Annotated in this window: 13 protein-coding genes; 2 read left to right on the top strand and 11 right to left on the bottom strand. The window is 57.8% G+C overall.

Features of this window, described 5'->3' with window-relative positions; translation table 11 throughout:
- Positions 1 to 13 precede the first annotated feature (13 nt).
- From AC1DXS_RS03350 to murB, 8 genes are all read right to left on the bottom strand, one after another.
- Complete coding sequence (locus AC1DXS_RS03350; RefSeq protein ID WP_477736167.1) at positions 14 to 871, bottom strand: HNH endonuclease family protein; 858 nt, start codon at positions 869 to 871, stop codon at positions 14 to 16.
- Complete coding sequence (locus AC1DXS_RS03345) at positions 868 to 2703, bottom strand: AAA family ATPase (RefSeq protein ID WP_477736166.1); 1836 nt, start codon at positions 2701 to 2703, stop codon at positions 868 to 870. The genes AC1DXS_RS03350 and AC1DXS_RS03345 overlap by 4 nt, the downstream gene beginning before the upstream one ends.
- A 1-nt stretch (position 2704) precedes the next feature.
- Positions 2705 to 4657, bottom strand: coding sequence for a restriction endonuclease subunit S (locus tag AC1DXS_RS03340; RefSeq protein ID WP_477736165.1), 1953 nt, complete (start codon positions 4655 to 4657; stop codon positions 2705 to 2707).
- Between the two features lie 153 nt (positions 4658 to 4810).
- Positions 4811 to 6607: a class I SAM-dependent DNA methyltransferase gene (locus tag AC1DXS_RS03335; protein WP_477736164.1), complete on the bottom strand. Its 1797-nt coding sequence runs from the start codon at positions 6605 to 6607 to the stop codon at positions 4811 to 4813.
- A 38-nt stretch (positions 6608 to 6645) separates the two neighbouring features.
- Positions 6646 to 9084, bottom strand: a complete 2439-nt coding sequence (hsdR, locus tag AC1DXS_RS03330) for an EcoAI/FtnUII family type I restriction enzme subunit R (RefSeq protein ID WP_477736163.1) — start codon at positions 9082 to 9084, stop codon at positions 6646 to 6648.
- Positions 9085 to 9094: 10 nt separating this feature from the next.
- Complete coding sequence (locus AC1DXS_RS03325; protein WP_477736162.1) at positions 9095 to 10009, bottom strand: nuclease-related domain-containing protein; 915 nt, start codon at positions 10007 to 10009, stop codon at positions 9095 to 9097.
- 551 nt (positions 10010 to 10560) lie between these two features.
- Positions 10561 to 11238, bottom strand: coding sequence for a glycine-rich domain-containing protein (locus AC1DXS_RS03320; protein ID WP_477736161.1), 678 nt, complete (start codon positions 11236 to 11238; stop codon positions 10561 to 10563).
- A gap of 187 nt (positions 11239 to 11425) precedes the next feature.
- The gene (murB, locus tag AC1DXS_RS03315) at positions 11426 to 12490 is read right to left on the bottom strand and encodes a UDP-N-acetylmuramate dehydrogenase (protein WP_477736160.1); all 1065 of its coding nucleotides are present in this window, start codon (positions 12488 to 12490) and stop codon (positions 11426 to 11428) included.
- Between the two features lie 63 nt (positions 12491 to 12553).
- Here murB and AC1DXS_RS03310 point away from each other — a divergent pair, with 63 nt between their 5' ends.
- Both AC1DXS_RS03310 and AC1DXS_RS03305 read left to right on the top strand, forming a co-directional pair.
- On the top strand, positions 12554 to 13039 hold the full coding sequence (locus AC1DXS_RS03310) for a YajQ family cyclic di-GMP-binding protein (RefSeq protein WP_007866093.1): 486 nt from the start codon (positions 12554 to 12556) through the stop codon (positions 13037 to 13039).
- A 2-nt stretch (positions 13040 to 13041) separates the two neighbouring features.
- Positions 13042 to 13716 carry a retropepsin-like aspartic protease family protein gene (locus AC1DXS_RS03305; RefSeq protein ID WP_477736159.1) on the top strand — a complete coding sequence of 225 codons (675 nt, stop codon included), beginning with the start codon at positions 13042 to 13044 and terminating at the stop codon, positions 13714 to 13716.
- 22 nt (positions 13717 to 13738) lie between these two features.
- Here the strand turns inward: AC1DXS_RS03305 and plsY are convergent, their stop codons facing one another.
- Genes plsY through AC1DXS_RS03290 form a run of 3 tightly spaced genes read right to left on the bottom strand, consistent with a single transcriptional unit; the run spans position 13739 to position 16031 of the window.
- Complete coding sequence (gene plsY / locus AC1DXS_RS03300) at positions 13739 to 14371, bottom strand: glycerol-3-phosphate 1-O-acyltransferase PlsY (protein ID WP_477736158.1); 633 nt, start codon at positions 14369 to 14371, stop codon at positions 13739 to 13741.
- Between the two features lie 45 nt (positions 14372 to 14416).
- Entirely contained in the window at positions 14417 to 14941 is a 525-nt protein-coding gene (locus AC1DXS_RS03295; protein WP_477736157.1) for an aminoacyl-tRNA deacylase, read from the bottom strand.
- A 28-nt stretch (positions 14942 to 14969) separates the two neighbouring features.
- Positions 14970 to 16031: an aldo/keto reductase gene (locus tag AC1DXS_RS03290; RefSeq protein ID WP_477736156.1), complete on the bottom strand. Its 1062-nt coding sequence runs from the start codon at positions 16029 to 16031 to the stop codon at positions 14970 to 14972.
- Positions 16032 to 16270: the final 239 nt, after the last annotated feature.

The following is a 16270-nucleotide window of genomic DNA, read 5'->3' as shown; positions in this document are numbered from 1 at the left end:
ATTTTGTCTCCCTCTATGCAACCAACCTGGAAAGCTGTACGTCATTACGAAACAGAACACACCATTTCGCTACTGATGAAAGTTCAGCTTTGGGATTCGTCAGCTCCCGTACTTGCTGCCGAATATGCTTGAGCCTCTCCTTCGCTACTGGATTAGCGGCCGAGTCGTTGCGTGCCTTGGCAACCTTGTACTGCTCAATCAAGTTATCGACTTTTTGCCAAACCTTCCGGCGCTCATCGGACAAAGCGGGGTGTTCATTCAGTTTCAGACGTTTCACCGTCTCAATCACACGCTGGCTGTCCCAGGCCGAACAAGCCGGGACAGGAATGACATCTCCCTTCTCATCAAATGCAACGAGTTTCACATCATCTTCGTCAATGGGGTCGATCAGGTAAGGAGCTTCCGACTCTTCGCACTGGGCGACGTAACTCGAACACATTGAACCAGTGCGCAGCGGAAACCAGCCACCCTTCTTGCGGTTACCCACGTTGCCGCATAGGCGGAAATTCGTGTAGTTGAACGCTAACCACCAATACCCATCCCGCAAAGTGCCATCAAGAGCCTTCGCTTCCTTCTTTGGTCGGAAATGCTCGACGTCATAGTGCGAGTAGAGTTCACGCGCTTCAGAAAACCAACACTTACCATGCGACATAGCCATTAGCCATGGTTTGAGACTGCCCCAGTGATCGCTGTGCTCATCGATCACCCGATTTCGCCATTTCGTTTTGTTCTTTTTTTCATACCCTTCCATCAGCTTTAGAAGCCTTGCTGATTTAGCTCGCCATGTATCCCACTTGTCCTGGCTCCAAGCAGTCCATTCCGGAATGTCAGCATTCGTTGGCAACCGGTTTTCAAGATCGATCCAAATCATTGGTCTTTCTCCTCATCGCGCAAAATTTCATCGATGATCTGGTCAGCAACCTTGTCCTGCTCCGCAATCTCATCGGCCGTCAAATTGGGGCGGCGTAGGCGGCGGTGCTCAGCCAGCTTGCGCACGAACAATGCGTAGTCCGGGTCTCGGAAATCCGCGTTCGAGAAGCCAAGGTCTGCCAGTTCAGTCGAAAGTAGTGTCAACTCAGCATCTTCCTCGGCCGTACGTGGTGCTTTGACAAAAAGATCGTTACGGCGCTTGAGCCTACGCTCAGTTTCCAAGTCGAGCGTAGAAGACAAGCCGAACAATTCACTTTTCAGCAACCCCGTCACGCCCATGCCTTGCGGGTGTTCATCGGGCGTGTCCACCACTGTCCGATAGGCATCACGACGCATTATGTGCACCTGCTCACGCTTCAAGCTGCCCACCATCATCGGGTCGTGGGTGGTAATGAGAATCTGGGATTGTCCTGTCGATGTATCAAAGGCGTTGCGATCAAAGGCCGCACTGTCAAATGTGCCTTCATTGATATCGCCAAGCACGCCTTCAATGTCATCGAAGTAGCGGAGTTTCCAAATCGGGTTCAGGTGCGTGTCTGGCTCGTCCAGCAAGAACAGGCAGTGGTCTTCGCGGGTGATGCGCATCAGGCCCAGCACGGTGAGCATTTGCAGCTCGCCTTCCGACAAATGGGTAAAGCTCACTTTGCCGCCGAATTCGTCCCGTTTCTTCACGGTGATGCGCACTTCGTCGATCAGGTCGCCAATGTAGGCACCTTCGGCATAGCGGAAGAAGCTGTCGGTGCTGCCCACCAGCTCGCCCAATAGCTTTAGTTTCTCTTGGCTGGGCACAAACAGATAAAGCTGCTTTTGCTTTTCAGTACGGCCACGGAAGTCGATCTGTTTAGTTCCCTCTTGTTCAATCGGTGCCCAAGCCACTTGCCAGAGCTTGTCAAGAAACTCACTCACCACATTGCCACGCGCATACCAAAAGCGCGGGTCGCCTTCAATCAGTTCCTGCTCGTCAAACTTGCCGCTACGGCGCTTTTCGCGCAAGCGGTGAGGCTCTTTTAAAACAAACAGCGCAGACTCTAGCGATTCGATATGCAGGTTTTTGAGCACCTTCTGAAACACCGGATCGTCGGACAGCAAGCATGCCAACAGTACCAACTGGCTATGGCCGCCACGGCAGTAAAACAGACGACGCAGACGGTCATCACCAAAGCGCTGCGAACGGCTCTCGATGTCTTCTCGCAGTTTTGCCGCAGCTTCTGAATCGAAGTCCGTATTGCGGTAAAGACTGGCCAGCGCAGCACCACTCAATTTCTCAGACGCCGTAATCTCCTGTTGACGGTTAAAGCGTCGCTGGTGCTCTTGAAACAAAGTCTCTATGCGCTCATTGCGGCCTGAGTAATAGGCAAAAATGTGTGTGGGCAGCAGTCGCGGCCCTCGGCGCTCATCACGCGGCACTTTGTCAGGTGCGTCGTTCTTGGAAAGGTACTCTTGGTTGACACGATCGCCATCCACCCACACGAAGGGGCGCTTCTGCTTGGCCGTGTCCGCCTCAATGCGCACCGCATGACCGCGAATGGTGTATTCCAGCGTGTAATCGAATGCAGCTTCGCGATCCAAGTCCACATCGCGGAAGATTGTGATCAGCACCTCAATCAGGTTGGACTTGCCGATGCCGTTCTGGCCGATCAGGGCATGGCTGCGGATGGGCTTGACCTGTACATTCGCATCCGCACCCGAGGCGGACTGCAGGTGCGACGCAAAAACGATGTCGAGCTCACGCAGATTGCGAAATGCCGGAATGCGGATGCGCTGCAACTGCATATCAGACACTCACCGCGTCGGCTGGCTTTTCGCGCATTTCGGCGGGCGCCGGCTCCAAAATCCAGCCTTGGGCCACCTCGATTTTCAGTTGCGCATAAAAAGTATCAATCTCGCCACCAAAGCGCTGCCACAAATCCTTGGCGCTCATTTCACCGTGGTGGCGCGCCAGCATGGTCGCCAGCGGGGCTTGAGCCTTGATGTTGGGCGCAGTGCCCAAACGCAAGGGGGAGATCAATTCGGTTTGCGGGGCTTTCATCGGTTCCTCCTCTTGTTCGATGCTGATGCCGGTGAGGGCGACGACAGCAGATGTGGCGAGACGTTCTGCAACTTTCTCGGATTCACGAAGTTGATGCTCAATCTCTTCGCAGAAGCGCATTAGCTCTGATACACGAGCGACGATTCTGTGCTGCTCGTCCAGAGGAGGAACAGCTATTGGTAGCTGCTCCATTTTTTCTTTGGTCATATGTGCCATGGATATTCCATGACCTGAGGACTTGATAGCCTCTGTTCTTTCTTGAAGGACTAAATAGAGGAAGTCTCTGCTTAGATTTTCACCAGAAAAAAGATCGAGCTTCCAAATGTGGTAATGGAAAATCGCTTTAGGTCCAGGCCATATGAATGGCCCAAATGATGCTGACCATGCGTAGAGGAGATCGCCCTCGTTACAGTACTTATCTGCGTCTAGGTCAAGATTGGAGTAGTACCAGTCCTTAGAAGTAAAAAGATTGCCCACCCGAAGTACCGGAGTACCTTTCTGAAGCAACTCTGGCTTTGAATATGCGCGCCCATTCAAAACACGTACCAATTCCCCAAGCCTCGCGAAAGCCCAACCTTCTGGACACTGATAGTTGAGTTCTTCCTCTTCGATAGCGCGATAAGTCACATTTTTTTTTCGCCTGCCGGTTTCACTTGACCCAGACGCCAGTCGCCGGATTTCTGAAACATTCAGCTCAGCAACCGCATCGGTAGCTTTTTGCTCGGTGAGCAGTCCCCGAACAGCCAATTCAAGAATCAATGTTCTTAATGTCCCGACATCCCTGGAAGAGCTGAATAGTTCAGAGAAGCTGGTATTCAGCCTCGTCCAACTGACTTGTAGTTCATGCGGGTTAACGGCACTGGCGACAGCTTGCAGGGTTGACTGGCGCAGCTTGTTCTGCAGTGCGCGGCGAGCTTGCTGCTGCCCCTCCAGCGTGTCGCACAAGGCCATTAGCTCATCGACTTTGCCGACGATGCGGGATTGCTCGGTTTTGGGTGGAAAAGGCATCGCGCAGAGCGCGAAGTAGTCCGTCGGCAGGCGCTTCTGACCTGCCGTACCAGTCATGCTGGCTTCACCTCTCACGCGGAACAGCGGTGAGCGAAGGAACAGGTAAACATAGCCCGAATGCACGCCTTCGCTCATTGGCCTGAACACATGAAACTCTGTAGAACCAGCACCAATCCCGTGTTTCAGGCCGCAGACTACAGCAGCCTTACCGTTCTCGAAGCACGGTGTAATTTTGGCGAGCAGTACATCGCCATTAGCGAAATGCGTATAGCCTTTGCTGATGGCTGGCCAATTTGCCTCCTTCCCGGCCAAAGCCTCACCGTGTTTTTCTGATACGGCGGCCATAGGAACGAAAGTCGCCTTGGCTTCTTGCGAAGCCAGATTGCGGGGATTAATTTCGCCAAGATCAAGCAGCCTACTCCATTGCCAACTGGGCGGCAATTCAATGGCAGGCAGTGCTAGCGGAGCAGATTCAAGTTTGGGAGCACGTTTCCACTTTTTTTCAGCAATGAGTCGCTCACGAATCCGAGCGACGTTATCTAGCTCTACCTGCACACTGCCGTCATCTGCTTGTTGAGGAACCAGCTTACCAGTGACGGCAAACTGATAGATCAATTCGCGCAACCGCTCAATACCCCCCGGCGCATTCGCAATATGACCAAATTCCGCCAAAAACTGTTGCGCGTCCATTAGGCTGCCTCCTCATCGGCCAAGCAAGCGCCCGACAGAGCTTGTTGAATTTGCTCAATGCTGGGGTGTATGGTCTGCAGCGCGGCGGGTAGGGCTAGGTGGCGGTACCGGGGCGTGAGCCAAGCCGCATAGCTTGACCGCGTGGAGATGATGTCAGGCATCGGCGGCCTCCTCGCCCGTGAAGTGGTGGGCCAGTGCGGCAGCGAGTTCGCTTTTGAGCTGGTTTTCGGTTTCCTCGATCTCGCCCTGCAGCTTTTTGTACTTCTCTAGCAGCACGTCGGGGTCGTGAGTTTCTTCCTCGGGGGCGTTAGGGTTTTTGATGTCCAGATTGAAGATGGGCCAGTAAAGGCGGTCGCCAGCGGCTTGGGCGTCGCGGGCTTGCTGGCGCAGGGACTCGGCTTGGGCGCGTAGCTCGGCAATTTGGGCGTCGATCTTTTCTCGGTAAGCAGCATCGGTGGTACCCGCCAAGCTTTTGCGCAAGTCGCCCGTTCGGCCCTCCAACGCTGCGGCTTGATTGTTGAGGCGTTCGGCATTTTGCCATTTAGGCTTGGCGGCGCCCTCGGCCTTTTCGCGTTTGGTTTTGAAATCGAGCTTCCAAGCGAATTCATTCTCTACGCGGTTAGCAAAGTCGCTTTCCTCCGTGCCCCACCAGTCTTGCTCGGGCTTAAATTCTTCCAACCGGATGGGTTTGGTTTTGGAATAGCTTTTGTAGCCTTTGGGGTACGGGTGCTCGTAAAACCAAATGGTGTCGGTGTGGAAGTGCTCAGTGCCATCGTTCACTGTGTTGCCCTTGGTGAAGAACAGCAAGTTGGTTTTGATGGTGGTGTAAGGGGCGAACACACCTTTGGGCAATCGGATGATTGTGTGGAGTTTGCAGTCGCGCAACAGCAGTTTTTTGAGCGTTCCTTTGATGCCTTCGCCAAACAAAAAGCCGTCGGGCAGTACCACGGCGGCGCGGCCGTTTTCTTTGAGCAGCTTTTTGACAATCAGCGCTATGAACATATCGGCGGTTTCGCGGGTGCGCAGGTCTGCCGGATAGTCGCTACCCACGCCATCGTCTTCGTAGCCGCCAAAGGGCGGGTTGGTGATGATGCAGTCCACCTTTTCATGCGCAGCCCAGTCGTTCCAGCCGCGGCCTAGGGTGTTACGGTGCTCAATCTGGCTGGGCACGTCGATGCCGTGCAGCAGCATGTTGGTAGTGCACAGCAGGTGGGGAAGCTGCTTTTTCTCGAAGCCACGAATCAGGGCTTCGATCTTTTTTTTGTCGCCAGYCTTGGATTTGGTGTTGATCTGCTTGCTGAAGTGATCAATTGCCGCCGTCAGGAAGCCGCCGGTTCCACAGGCTGGATCCAGCACTTTTTCGTCGCCCTCAAGCCGCGGATTGACGCGCTCGACCATGAATTCGGTAATGGCTCGCGGAGTGTAAAACTCGCCCGCGTTGCCTGCACCGCGCAAGTCGTTGAGAAGTTGCTCGTATACGTCACCGAGCTGAGCACGCTGCTTAAAGTCATCAAAGTGGATAGCCTCCTCCAGCTTCTCGATGACCGCGAGAAGCTGGGTGCCGGATTTCATATAGTTATTGGCGTCTTCAAAGACACTGCGGATCACCGCATGCTGGGGGCCCTTGCTGGCATCCAAGTCTTTGAGCTTGGGGAACAGCTGGTTGTTGACGAAGCTGATGATTTCGCTGGGTGCGATTTGCGGCTGCTTCTTGCCGTCTTTACCCGGCACATAAGCTGCCCAATTGCGCCAACGGAATTCTTTCGGTAGGGGTGATGTGTATTTCTTGCGATCGCTCTTTGCGTCGTCTTCCCACTCAATTTCGCGCTGATCGAACACTTTGAGGAAGAGCATCCATGTGAGCTGGCCGAGGCGTTGGGCGTCGCCATCGACACCGTCGTCCTTGCGCATAATGTCCTGAATGGACTTGATGGTGCTGCTGAGATTCATGAGGTATTTTTTTCTTTCATCGAGCCTGAGGTGAGTGCTCAGGCCTGTTTCTGGTCTGGCTGGTCGTAAAGCGCTTGCTCAAGCGCCTGCACGGCCTGCGTGTACTGATCGACGCCGCCGAAGATACCGCGCCGAATCTGGGTTTTGCTGCCGAATTGGTCGAACGGCGGTAGTTCAAGCACCTTGGCGTCTTCAATGTCTTGAACGCCATGATCGGCAAACTTGTCGAGCAAAGCTTCTAACACAGCACGGGCTTGATTCCCGTATTTTCCGAACACATCACGCTTTTTGACGTTGCTGGCGCGCTCGCGACGAGTGAGCGGCTTCTGGTCGAAAGCAACATGAGCAACGAGGTCGAATGCGTCCAACTCTTCACCGTTGCTGACGGCCTGTTGCAAGACTTCCAGGGGCACGCCATGATCGGCCAGTTCTTCGAGCAAGGCCTGCTTGCGTTCCGCAGCATTCCAGCGGCGCAGGAAGTCCGTCATTGTGCCAAACTCGGCTTGCAGCGCTTTGCGGATTTCATCTTTGAGCAAGACGCGGTAGTCTTCAGTGATGAGTTTGCCATCAGCGTCCAGATACTGGGAGCGCTCGACCGCCACGCGCACATTGACATCGTCAACCACATATTTAACGCGACCCTCACCACCGCCTCCTCGACCCGCGCCGCCGCCTGAGGGCGTGTCATTACCACCGGTCGGGCTCGGGCCATAAGGTGGGGGCTCAGGCTCCCGAATGCCTGGCACTCCGGCGATCTCCGGCGGCACCACCGGCTCGTCTGGCTTCGGCTCATAGATCACCACGGGTTCTCCATCAAAATCAGGATCGGCAAACAGGCGGGTGGCGCCTTTGAAATCCATGATGGTGAAGTACAGCTTTTGGTAGTCCTCACGCAGGCGAGTGCCACGACCAATAATTTGCTTGAACTCGCTCATCGAGTTGATGTTTTGGTCCAGAACGATGAGTTTGCAGGTCTTGGCATCTACGCCAGTGGTCAGCAGCTTGGAGGTCGTGGCGATGACAGGGTAAGGCTCGTCGTTGTCGATGAAATAGGAAAGCTGCGCCTTGCCCTCGTTGTCGTCGCCAGTGATACGCATAACGTAGCGGCGGTTGTTGGCTGCCGCCGGGATGAGCTTAACCAGCTCTTGCCGCATGCGTTCGGCGTGATCTTGGTCGTCACAAAAGACAATGGTCTTGGCCATTGGGTCGATGGCCTTGAGGTATTCCCATACCTTACTGGCAACGAGCTTGGTGCGTTTTTCCAGCACCAGCGTGCGGTCAAAATCTTTGGTGTTGTATTGGCGTTGCTCAACGGCCTGGCCGAATTTGTCCAGCTTGCCTTTTTCAGGCGTATAGCCGACCGCATCGACATCGGTGGAAATGCGGATGACCTTGTAGGGAGCGAGGAAACCGTCTTCAATGCCTTGCTTGAGCGAGTAGGTGTAGACCGGGTCGCCAAAGTAGGTGATGTTGCTGATTTCCTTGGTTTCTTTGGGCGTGGCGGTCAGGCCCAGATGGGTGGCACTGCTGAAATAGTCAAGCACGTCGCGCCATGCGGAATCATCGGCGGCGCTGCCGCGATGGCACTCATCAACAACAACCAGATCGAAGAAATCAGCCGGAAATTGCTTGTAAATCTGCTTCCACTCTTCCTTGCCAGTAACCGCCTGATAAAGAGCAAGGTAGATCTCGTAGTTTTTCTTGATCTCGCGATTGGTGACCTTGTGCATGACCTCACCAAAGGGGGCGAAATCCTGTTGCATGGTCTGATCGACAAGGATGTTGCGGTCTGCAAGAAACAATATTCGTTTCTTGGCTTTGGCTTTCCACATGCGCCAGATGATCTGAAATGCGGTGTAGGTCTTGCCAGTGCCGGTAGCCATGACCAGCAGCACACGTTGCTGCCCTTTGGCTATCGCTTCGACGGCGCGGTTGATCGCCACACGCTGGTAATAGCGCGGCTCACGACCACTACCGTCTGTGTAATACGGTTGTTCGATGAGTTTTACGGCAGCTGGTGCGGACAATCCCTTCCATTGCTGGTAAATCGGCCACAGGTCAACGAATGCTGGAAACTCGCTCAACTGGAGTTCGCGTTCAACGGGTTGCGTAATACCCGTACGATCGTGAAGCAAAAAACCTTCCCCATTGCTACTGATGGCAAATGGGGCATCCAGCATTTCGGCATAGGTCAATGCCTGCTGCATGCCATTGCCAACAGAAAACTTCGCTTGCTTTGCTTCCACCACAGCGAGAGGGACGTTTGGCCTTGCGTAAAGTACAAAGTCCGCACGCTTAGGACCACCTTTGGAGTCTGGATTTTTGATACGCGCTGCGAGTTTTCCGCGCACCATGACACGACCGTCAGTGAGCCTCACCTCTTCGCGGAACTGATGCTGCTGCCACCCAGCCTGCACGATGGCCGGCGTGATGAACTTGGTGCAGATGTCGCGCTCACTGAGCTGGTCCTTGTCCATTCTTCTCTCGTTATTGGGCAAACAGCCCCTGATGCTCCCGGCAATACTGCAATCCGCCAAAGCGCTTGGCGTTGTTCCAGCAAAATTTGCCTTCGGGGAAGCTGATCTTCTCACGGCAGTGGGCGCAAATCAGCTTTTTGGCCAACGAGGCGTCGGGTTGTGCGGGCGCCGGGGTGGCGGGTGGCGCTGCAAATACGGGCGCTTGAGGCCGAGGCTCCATGACAGCCTTAGCCGGTTGAGGTTTGGGCTGCATGAAGTCTGGCAGATCCAGAAGGTCGGGCGGACGGTGTTGGCGCTTGAGCTTCTCGCCCCACTCCCTGATGGTGTCTGGGCTGCGGATATTGAGCATGGCCTTGAGCACAGCACCCGTACCGATGCGGTCCACCAGCTTTTCATGCCAGGCGCGGAACTGGTCGGCCTTGATGAGGAAGCTGGTGTCAAACGCCTTGGCGTCCGGCCGTTGAATGATGGCTTGCGGGTGCATCAGCACCACGTTATGGAACTCGGGCAGCTTGTCGGTGCGGGTACTGATTTCCAGCCGTTCCAGCAGCTTGCCCAGGATGCGTGCGTGGCGACGGCTTTGCTCGTAGGGGGATGGGATACCGTAGCGCTCCCTGCCGTATCGCACGGTAAATTCACCATGGGCGTTGACTTCCAGGTCGCCTGAGTAGTTTTTGGTTTCGATCAGCACCATGTAGCCGGTGCGATTGATGACCAAATGGTCAATTTGGGCCACCTCGCCATCGATCTGGAACCGCAGGTCGTGCAGCAGGACGTTGTTTTGGCCATCCTTGTAATGGCCGTCGAGGTGGAAGGCGGCTTCTCGCTCGCCCTTGATGCCGGCGGTCAGGTTGCGTAGTTCAACGCGCAGCCACTCTTTTTGGCGGGCGTCCAGCAGGCTGGACTTTTGCAGGTCTTGCAGCAATGCCAGTCGTTTGCTTTTGTCGTCGGCTGATTTGATCAGCATGTGGTCTCCCCCTATTGGCAATGACTATATCCCGCAGTGTCAGGGCTTACCCCTGTGGGGCCTCAGCCTCCATGAGCAGCTTTACCAAGGCTCAGTGATGAGAAGTACACCGCCTTGCCTGGCTCCGGCCTCATGTTAAATATTTCAATTATTTTTAACGTGAAAAAAGCCTTGTGTTAAATAACATCTCTCTTTTTGGCCCCCGACAAGCGCGGCAGGGGGGCAAATGGCACCCACGAGCTTTAAACGCTGCTCTGACGGCTTCAAAACCCGGATTTTCGGCACCAAAAACGCTAGAAGCCCCGCCTGACGGGTGCAAGCAGCTATTAAAAACATAGCGAATGTCAAAAAACCGCCTTCGGGCGGCTTTTTAAACCAATCTTTAATACGAAGCGCAAGTATGAAAGCCGGCTTGAACAAAACGCAGATGCCTTCCACGCGCACGCCAACCCAGCCGCTTTTGCCTGGCCAGGTACTTCCCGGACGGCGCCTGTAGGTGCTGGCAGCGGCTAATCGCCACCCCCGCCGCAACCCGAGCCACAACCCGAACTGCATCCGCTGCTGCCATCCGAAGAATCCCCGCTGCTGCTGGACTCGCTGCTGCTTGTGGACTGGCTGCCGCCAAACCCGTCGGCGTCACCGCTGTAGCTGCCGTCCGAAAAGCTTTCGCCGCAATAGGCATTCGACTGCGCGCCGTCGCGGTGTACGCCCTTGCAGTCGGCCAGATAGACAAAGCCGCCGGGAATCGCGAACTTGGCATCCAGCGCGAACAGCAGCGGCAGCCGGCTGGGCTGCTTGGGGTTGATGGATTCGTCGCGGCAGGACCAGAACCAGGCGCGGCGCAGGCCGTCGTTGGTGGAGGCTTTGCGGCCCAGCACTTCGGCCGGCACGTGGTCGATAAAACGACCTACCACCAGGTCGCACCACTCACGGTAGGCCGAGGTGTGCAGGATGAATTCATGCCACATGCTGTCCACCACCTGCGAGGGCATGGCGACAAAACGCTTGTTGCTGCGCTGACAGGCGATAAAAAACTGGCGAAGCCCGCGCTCCACGAGTTCGGTATCCCTGAGGGTCAGGTGCGGGTAGGTGTCCATCAGCTTGCGCCTGAGGAACCTGGGCAGCGGCGTTTCACGGACCAGCCGGCCGCGCTCCCAGGTCGCCCACATTGCGACAAGAGACAGCATGCCGGCCAACAGAACAATGAGAAACAGTGCCCCGTCCGGACGACGCCAGCCAGAAAATATCGAGCCTAGAAACAAGCAACCCCAGAGGAGGCCCAGCAATACGGCGGCCAATCCTGAATACTTCAGCGCCAACCGGCGCCCGAACGACACCTGCGGCCCCATGTAAACCTTACCTAAACGTGCCATGTCACACCACCACCGGTTCGGGCTCCAGCAGGATGCCGAAGCGTTCATACACACTGGTCTGGATGGCTTTCGCCAGCGTCATGACCTCGCCGCCCGTCACCGGGTCGGCTGTGCCGCCGCGGTTGACCAGCACCAGCGCCTGTTTCTCGTAGACACCGGCATTGCCTATGGATTTGCCTTTCCAGCCGCAGGCGTCTATCAGCCAGCCCGCGGCCAGCTTCACCGCGCCGTCGGCCAGGTGGTAGTGAACAATCTTGGGTTCGCGCTGGATGATGTCGGCGCACTGCTCGGGCGAGACCGTGGGGTTCTTAAAAAAGCTGCCGGCGTTGCCTATCACCTTGGGGTCGGGCAGCTTGGCCTTGCGGATGTCGCAAATCCACTCGTAAATCTGCATCGCATCCGGCGCCTGCACACCCAGTTGCTGCATCTTTTTTTCGATGTCGGCATAGCCCAGCACGGGCTTCCAGGCTTTGGGCAGGGCCAGGCGCACCCGGGTGATGATGGCCTTGCCTTCCAGCCCGAAGCCGTGGCCGCCCGGCGCGGGGGCCGCGCTGCTGTGCTTGAACACCGAATCGCGGTAGCCGAAGGCGCATTGCGCGGCATTGAGGGAAAAAGCCTGGCCGGTCGTCAAATCGATGGCGTCCAGCGATTCAAAGCGATCCTGCAGCTCCACCCCGTAGGCGCCTATGTTCTGCACAGGCGACGCACCGACTGTTCCGGGAATTAATGCCAGGTTTTCCAGGCCGGGGTAGCCGTTTTGCAGGGTCCAGGTGACCAGGTCGTGCCAGTTTTCCCCGGCGCCGGCCTCGATGATCCAGGCCTTGGCGTCTTCGCGCAGCAGCCGTTTGCCCATGATCTCGACCTTGAGCACCAGCGGCTTGACGTCGCCGGTCAGCACGATGTTGCTGCCGCCGCCCAGCACGAACTTGGGGGCGGCCTTCAGGGCCGGATCCCGCAGCACGGCGGCAATATCGGCTTCATCGGCCACCCGGACCAGGCTCATGGCCTTGGCCACGATGCCAAAGCTGTTGGAATGCTGGAGCGGAACGTTTTTCTCGACTAACATCCGGGGGATTGTCTCACCCCGACGCCCCTACCTGTCCCCGTCCCCCTCATAAAGACTTGCACCATGCCCTCTTTCGACACCGTTCTTGAAGCCGATCTGGTCAAGGTCAAAAATGCCGTGGAAAACACCGGCAAGGAAATCGCCACGCGCTTCGACTTCAAGGGCACTTCCGCCTCCATCGAGCTCAAGGACAAGGACATCACGCTGATCGGCGACAGCGACTTCCAGCTCGACCAGATCAACGACATCCTGCGCAACAAGCTCACCAAGGCCGGCGTGGACATCCGCTTCCTGGATATCGGCAAGGCCGAAAAAATCGGCGGCGACAAGGTCAAGCAGGTCTCCAAGGTGCGCAACGGCATTGAGGCCGAGCAGGCCAAAAAAATCCAGCAACTCATCAAGGGCAGCAAGGTCAAGGTGCAGGCCTCCATTCAGGGCGACGCGGTGCGCGTGACCGGCGCCAAGCGCGACGACCTGCAGACGGCCATGGCCATGATCCGCGCTGAAATCAGCGATTTCCCGCTGAGCTTTAACAACTTCCGGGACTAGATATGCCCTCCACCAAGCTTGCCACCGTTGCGGCACCGTTGCTGCTGACGCTCGTCCTGTTGCACGGCGCCGCACAGGCCCAGACCGTGGGCCTTGCCGGCATGCTGGGCAGCAAGGCCTTGCTGATTGTGGATGGCAGCCCGCCCAAGACGGTGGCCCCCGGGGAGACCCACCAGGGCGTCAAGGTGGTCTCCACCACGAGCGACCAGGCGGTGGTGGAGCTTTCGGGCAAGCGCCATACGCTGCGCATCGGCGAAGCACCCATGAGCGTGGGCGCCGGCGGCGGACCGGGCACGCAGGCCGGACAGGGCAACCGCATCGTGCTGACGGCGGGCAGCGGCGGCCACTTCATGACACAAGGCCAGATCAACGGCAAGATGGCCCAGTTCCTGGTCGACACCGGCGCCAGCGCCGTGTCCATGTCGCTGGCCGATGCCGAGCGCATGGGCATTGACTACAAATCGGGCCGGCCCGTGCAGCTGAGCACGGCCAACGGCACCATCATGGGATGGCAGACCTCACTCGCGTCGGTGCGCGTCGGTGATGTGGAGGTGTTTAACGTGCCGGCCGTGGTGGCGCCTCGCTCCATGCCTTTTATCCTGCTGGGCAACAGCTTTCTCACGCGCTTCCAGATGAATCGCACCAATGAGGAAATGGTGCTGACGCGGCGCTTCTAGCCGGAACAAGGATCGCGCCGGCTCAGGCCTTCTTGCCGCTGCCGAGTTTCGACTCCGTCCCCTTGAGCAGCTTGCTGATGTTCTCGCGGTGGCGGTACACCAGCAGCGCGCTGATCGCGAACATCACCAGCAGCATGGCCTTGTCGACATACCAGACTTCACGGTCGCCAAACAGGTAATACAGGGGCGCGAAAACCGCGGAAACCAGGGACGCCAGCGAAGAGTAGCGCGAGAAAAACGCGACGATCACCCAGGTCGCCAGCGTCGCCAGGCCCAGAATCCAGCTCACGCCCAGCAGCACGCCCGCCGCCGTCGCGACACCCTTGCCGCCCTTGAACTGGAAGAACACCGGGTAGAGATGCCCGAGGAAGGCCGCGAAACCGACAGCGGCCACCGTACCGTCGCCCAGGCCGTAGTCGGCGCCAAACCATTTCACCAGCACCACCGGCAGCCAGCCCTTGAGGCCGTCCAGCAGCAGGGTGGCGATGGCGGCCGGCTTGCTGCCCGAACGCAGCACATTGGTGGCGCCCGGGTTTTTGCTGCCGTAGCTTCGGGGGTCGCTCAGGCCCATGAGCTTGCTGACGATGACCGCGAAGGACAGCGAGCCGAGCAGGTAGGCCAGCAGCGTGGCGCCGATTGCGTATGCGTAAATCATGTGTCCCTCTTTATGTATGGTGGCGGCCGGCGTGCGGGCCCGCGTTCAGCCGTAGCCTGTCACGTTGTCCAAGCTCAGCGCACAATTCACCGATTTTGCACCGAGCAACGTGACACACACCTGCGGGTCCATCCCCACCAGGTAACCACGCCGCCCGCCGTTGATGGCGATTCTAGGCAAAGCCAGAATGCTTTCTTCGACATAGACCGGCATGGCCTTGCGCGTGCCGAAGGGCGAGGTGCCGCCCACCAGGTAGCCGCTGTGCCGGTTGGCGACTTCGGGCTTGCAGGGCTCGACCGACTTGGCGCCTATCTGCCGCGCCAGGTTTTTGGTCGACACCTTGCGGTTGCCGTGCATCAGCACCAGCAGCGGCCTGGCGTCCTGGTCCTGCATGACCAGGGTCTTGACGACGGTGAAAGGATCAAAGCCCAGCACCTCGGCGCTGTGCTGGGCGCCGCCATGCTCCAGGTACTCGTAGGGGTGCTCGGTGAACTCGACCTTGCTGGCTTTCAGCAGCTGCGTGGCCGGCGTCTCGCTGACGTGGTCTTTTTTGCCGTCTTTTTTGGCCATGCTGCAACAACGCCCGACAAGTCCCGGCTCACAATGCCGGGTCGCGCGTTTCCCAGCGGATTTTGTCGATCTCGGCAAGCACCTCGGGCGACAGCGTGGTGCCCCAGACATCCAGGTCTTCATCAAGCTGCGCGACCGAGGTCACGCCGATGATGGTGCTGGCCACCTGCCACTTGGTGTAGCAAAACGCCAGGGCCATCTGCGTGGGCGTCAGGCCGTTGGCGCGGGCCAGCGCGTTGTAGCGCCGCGCGGCGGCCAGTGCCTCGGGGCGGCCCCAGCGCTGCTTGCGCGTGGACTCGAATTTGGCGATGCGTGCCTCCTTGGGTGCCTTCGCGCCTTCGAAGCCCGACTCGTCGTACTTGCCCGTCAGCAGGCCGAAGCCCAGCGGCGAATAGGCCAGCAGCGAAACGCCCAGGCGGTGCATGCTTTCGTCCAGGCCGTTTTCCACGGTGCGGTTGACCAGGCAATACGGGTTTTGCACCGAGGCCACGCGCGGCAGGCCGTGCTGCTCGGCCAGGCGCACAAACTCATGCACGCCGTAAGGCGTTTCGTTCGACAGGCCTATGGCCCGCACCTTGCCCGCCTTGACCAGGCCGGCCAGCGCCTGCAGTTGCTCATGGATGGGGGTCGCGGAGCGTTCCTGCGCGGGGTTGTAATACACCGCGCCGAAAGCCGGCACATGGCGCTCGGGCCAGTGGATCTGGTAGAGGTCAATCACATCCGTCTGCAGGCGCTTGAGGCTGGCGTCGCACGAAGCCACGATGTCTTTCGCCGTCATGCCGCTGCCTTCGCGCACCCAGGGCATGCCGCGCGAGGGGCCGGCCACCTTGCTGGCCACCACCACCTTGGCACGTGCCGAGGGGTTTTTGGCGAACCAGTTGCCGATGATGGTTTCGGTGGAGCCGAAAGTCTCGGCGCGCGCCGGCACCGAATACATCTCGGCCGTGTCGATGAAGTTGACGCCGCGCGCCAGCGAGCGGTCCAGGATGGCATGCGAGGTTTTTTCATCCACCTGTTCGCCGAAGGTCATGGTGCCCAGGCAAACAGGTGTCACCTGCAGGTCGCTGGAGCCGAGTTGGACTTTATTCATGGGATTTGCGGGTTGAGGAGAAAAAACGACGAAAAGCGTTGTTGCGTCAATGAGAAAGCCGTGTGACGGACTTCACGAAACGGCTAGTTTAAGGGTTAGAACCTGCTCACGGCCTAGGCGGGGCCGCGTTGGGATGCAATCGGGATGAGTGGGCCGACCGGGCACGCCGCATGGGCTAATGCCCATGCAAGGGCCTGGGTGGCTCAATCGCCCGATTTCACCCCAACCCGGAGGGCAAG

This window comes from Polaromonas sp. P3_B1 (assembly GCF_056402935.1).
The sequence above is the reverse complement of the archived record's forward strand: the minus strand, read 5'-3'. Positions and strand labels throughout refer to the sequence as shown.

Excerpts from the sequence above, each read along its gene's own strand:
- AC1DXS_RS03350 (WP_477736167.1), bottom strand. The coding sequence starts at position 871 with ATGATTTGGATCGATCTTGAAAACCGGTTGCCAACGAATGCTGACATT.
- AC1DXS_RS03345 (WP_477736166.1), bottom strand. The coding sequence starts at position 2,703 with ATGCAGTTGCAGCGCATCCGCATTCCGGCATTTCGCAATCTGCGTGAG.
- AC1DXS_RS03340 (WP_477736165.1), bottom strand. The coding sequence starts at position 4,657 with ATGGACGCGCAACAGTTTTTGGCGGAATTTGGTCATATTGCGAATGCG.
- hsdR (WP_477736163.1), bottom strand. The coding sequence starts at position 9,084 with ATGGACAAGGACCAGCTCAGTGAGCGCGACATCTGCACCAAGTTCATC.
- AC1DXS_RS03320 (WP_477736161.1), bottom strand. The coding sequence starts at position 11,238 with ATGCTGTCTCTTGTCGCAATGTGGGCGACCTGGGAGCGCGGCCGGCTG.
- murB (WP_477736160.1), bottom strand. The coding sequence starts at position 12,490 with ATGTTAGTCGAGAAAAACGTTCCGCTCCAGCATTCCAACAGCTTTGGC.
- AC1DXS_RS03310 (WP_007866093.1), top strand. The coding sequence starts at position 12,554 with ATGCCCTCTTTCGACACCGTTCTTGAAGCCGATCTGGTCAAGGTCAAA.
- AC1DXS_RS03305 (WP_477736159.1), top strand. The coding sequence starts at position 13,042 with ATGCCCTCCACCAAGCTTGCCACCGTTGCGGCACCGTTGCTGCTGACG.
- plsY (WP_477736158.1), bottom strand. The coding sequence starts at position 14,371 with ATGATTTACGCATACGCAATCGGCGCCACGCTGCTGGCCTACCTGCTC.
- AC1DXS_RS03295 (WP_477736157.1), bottom strand. The coding sequence starts at position 14,941 with ATGGCCAAAAAAGACGGCAAAAAAGACCACGTCAGCGAGACGCCGGCC.
- AC1DXS_RS03290 (WP_477736156.1), bottom strand. The coding sequence starts at position 16,031 with ATGAATAAAGTCCAACTCGGCTCCAGCGACCTGCAGGTGACACCTGTT.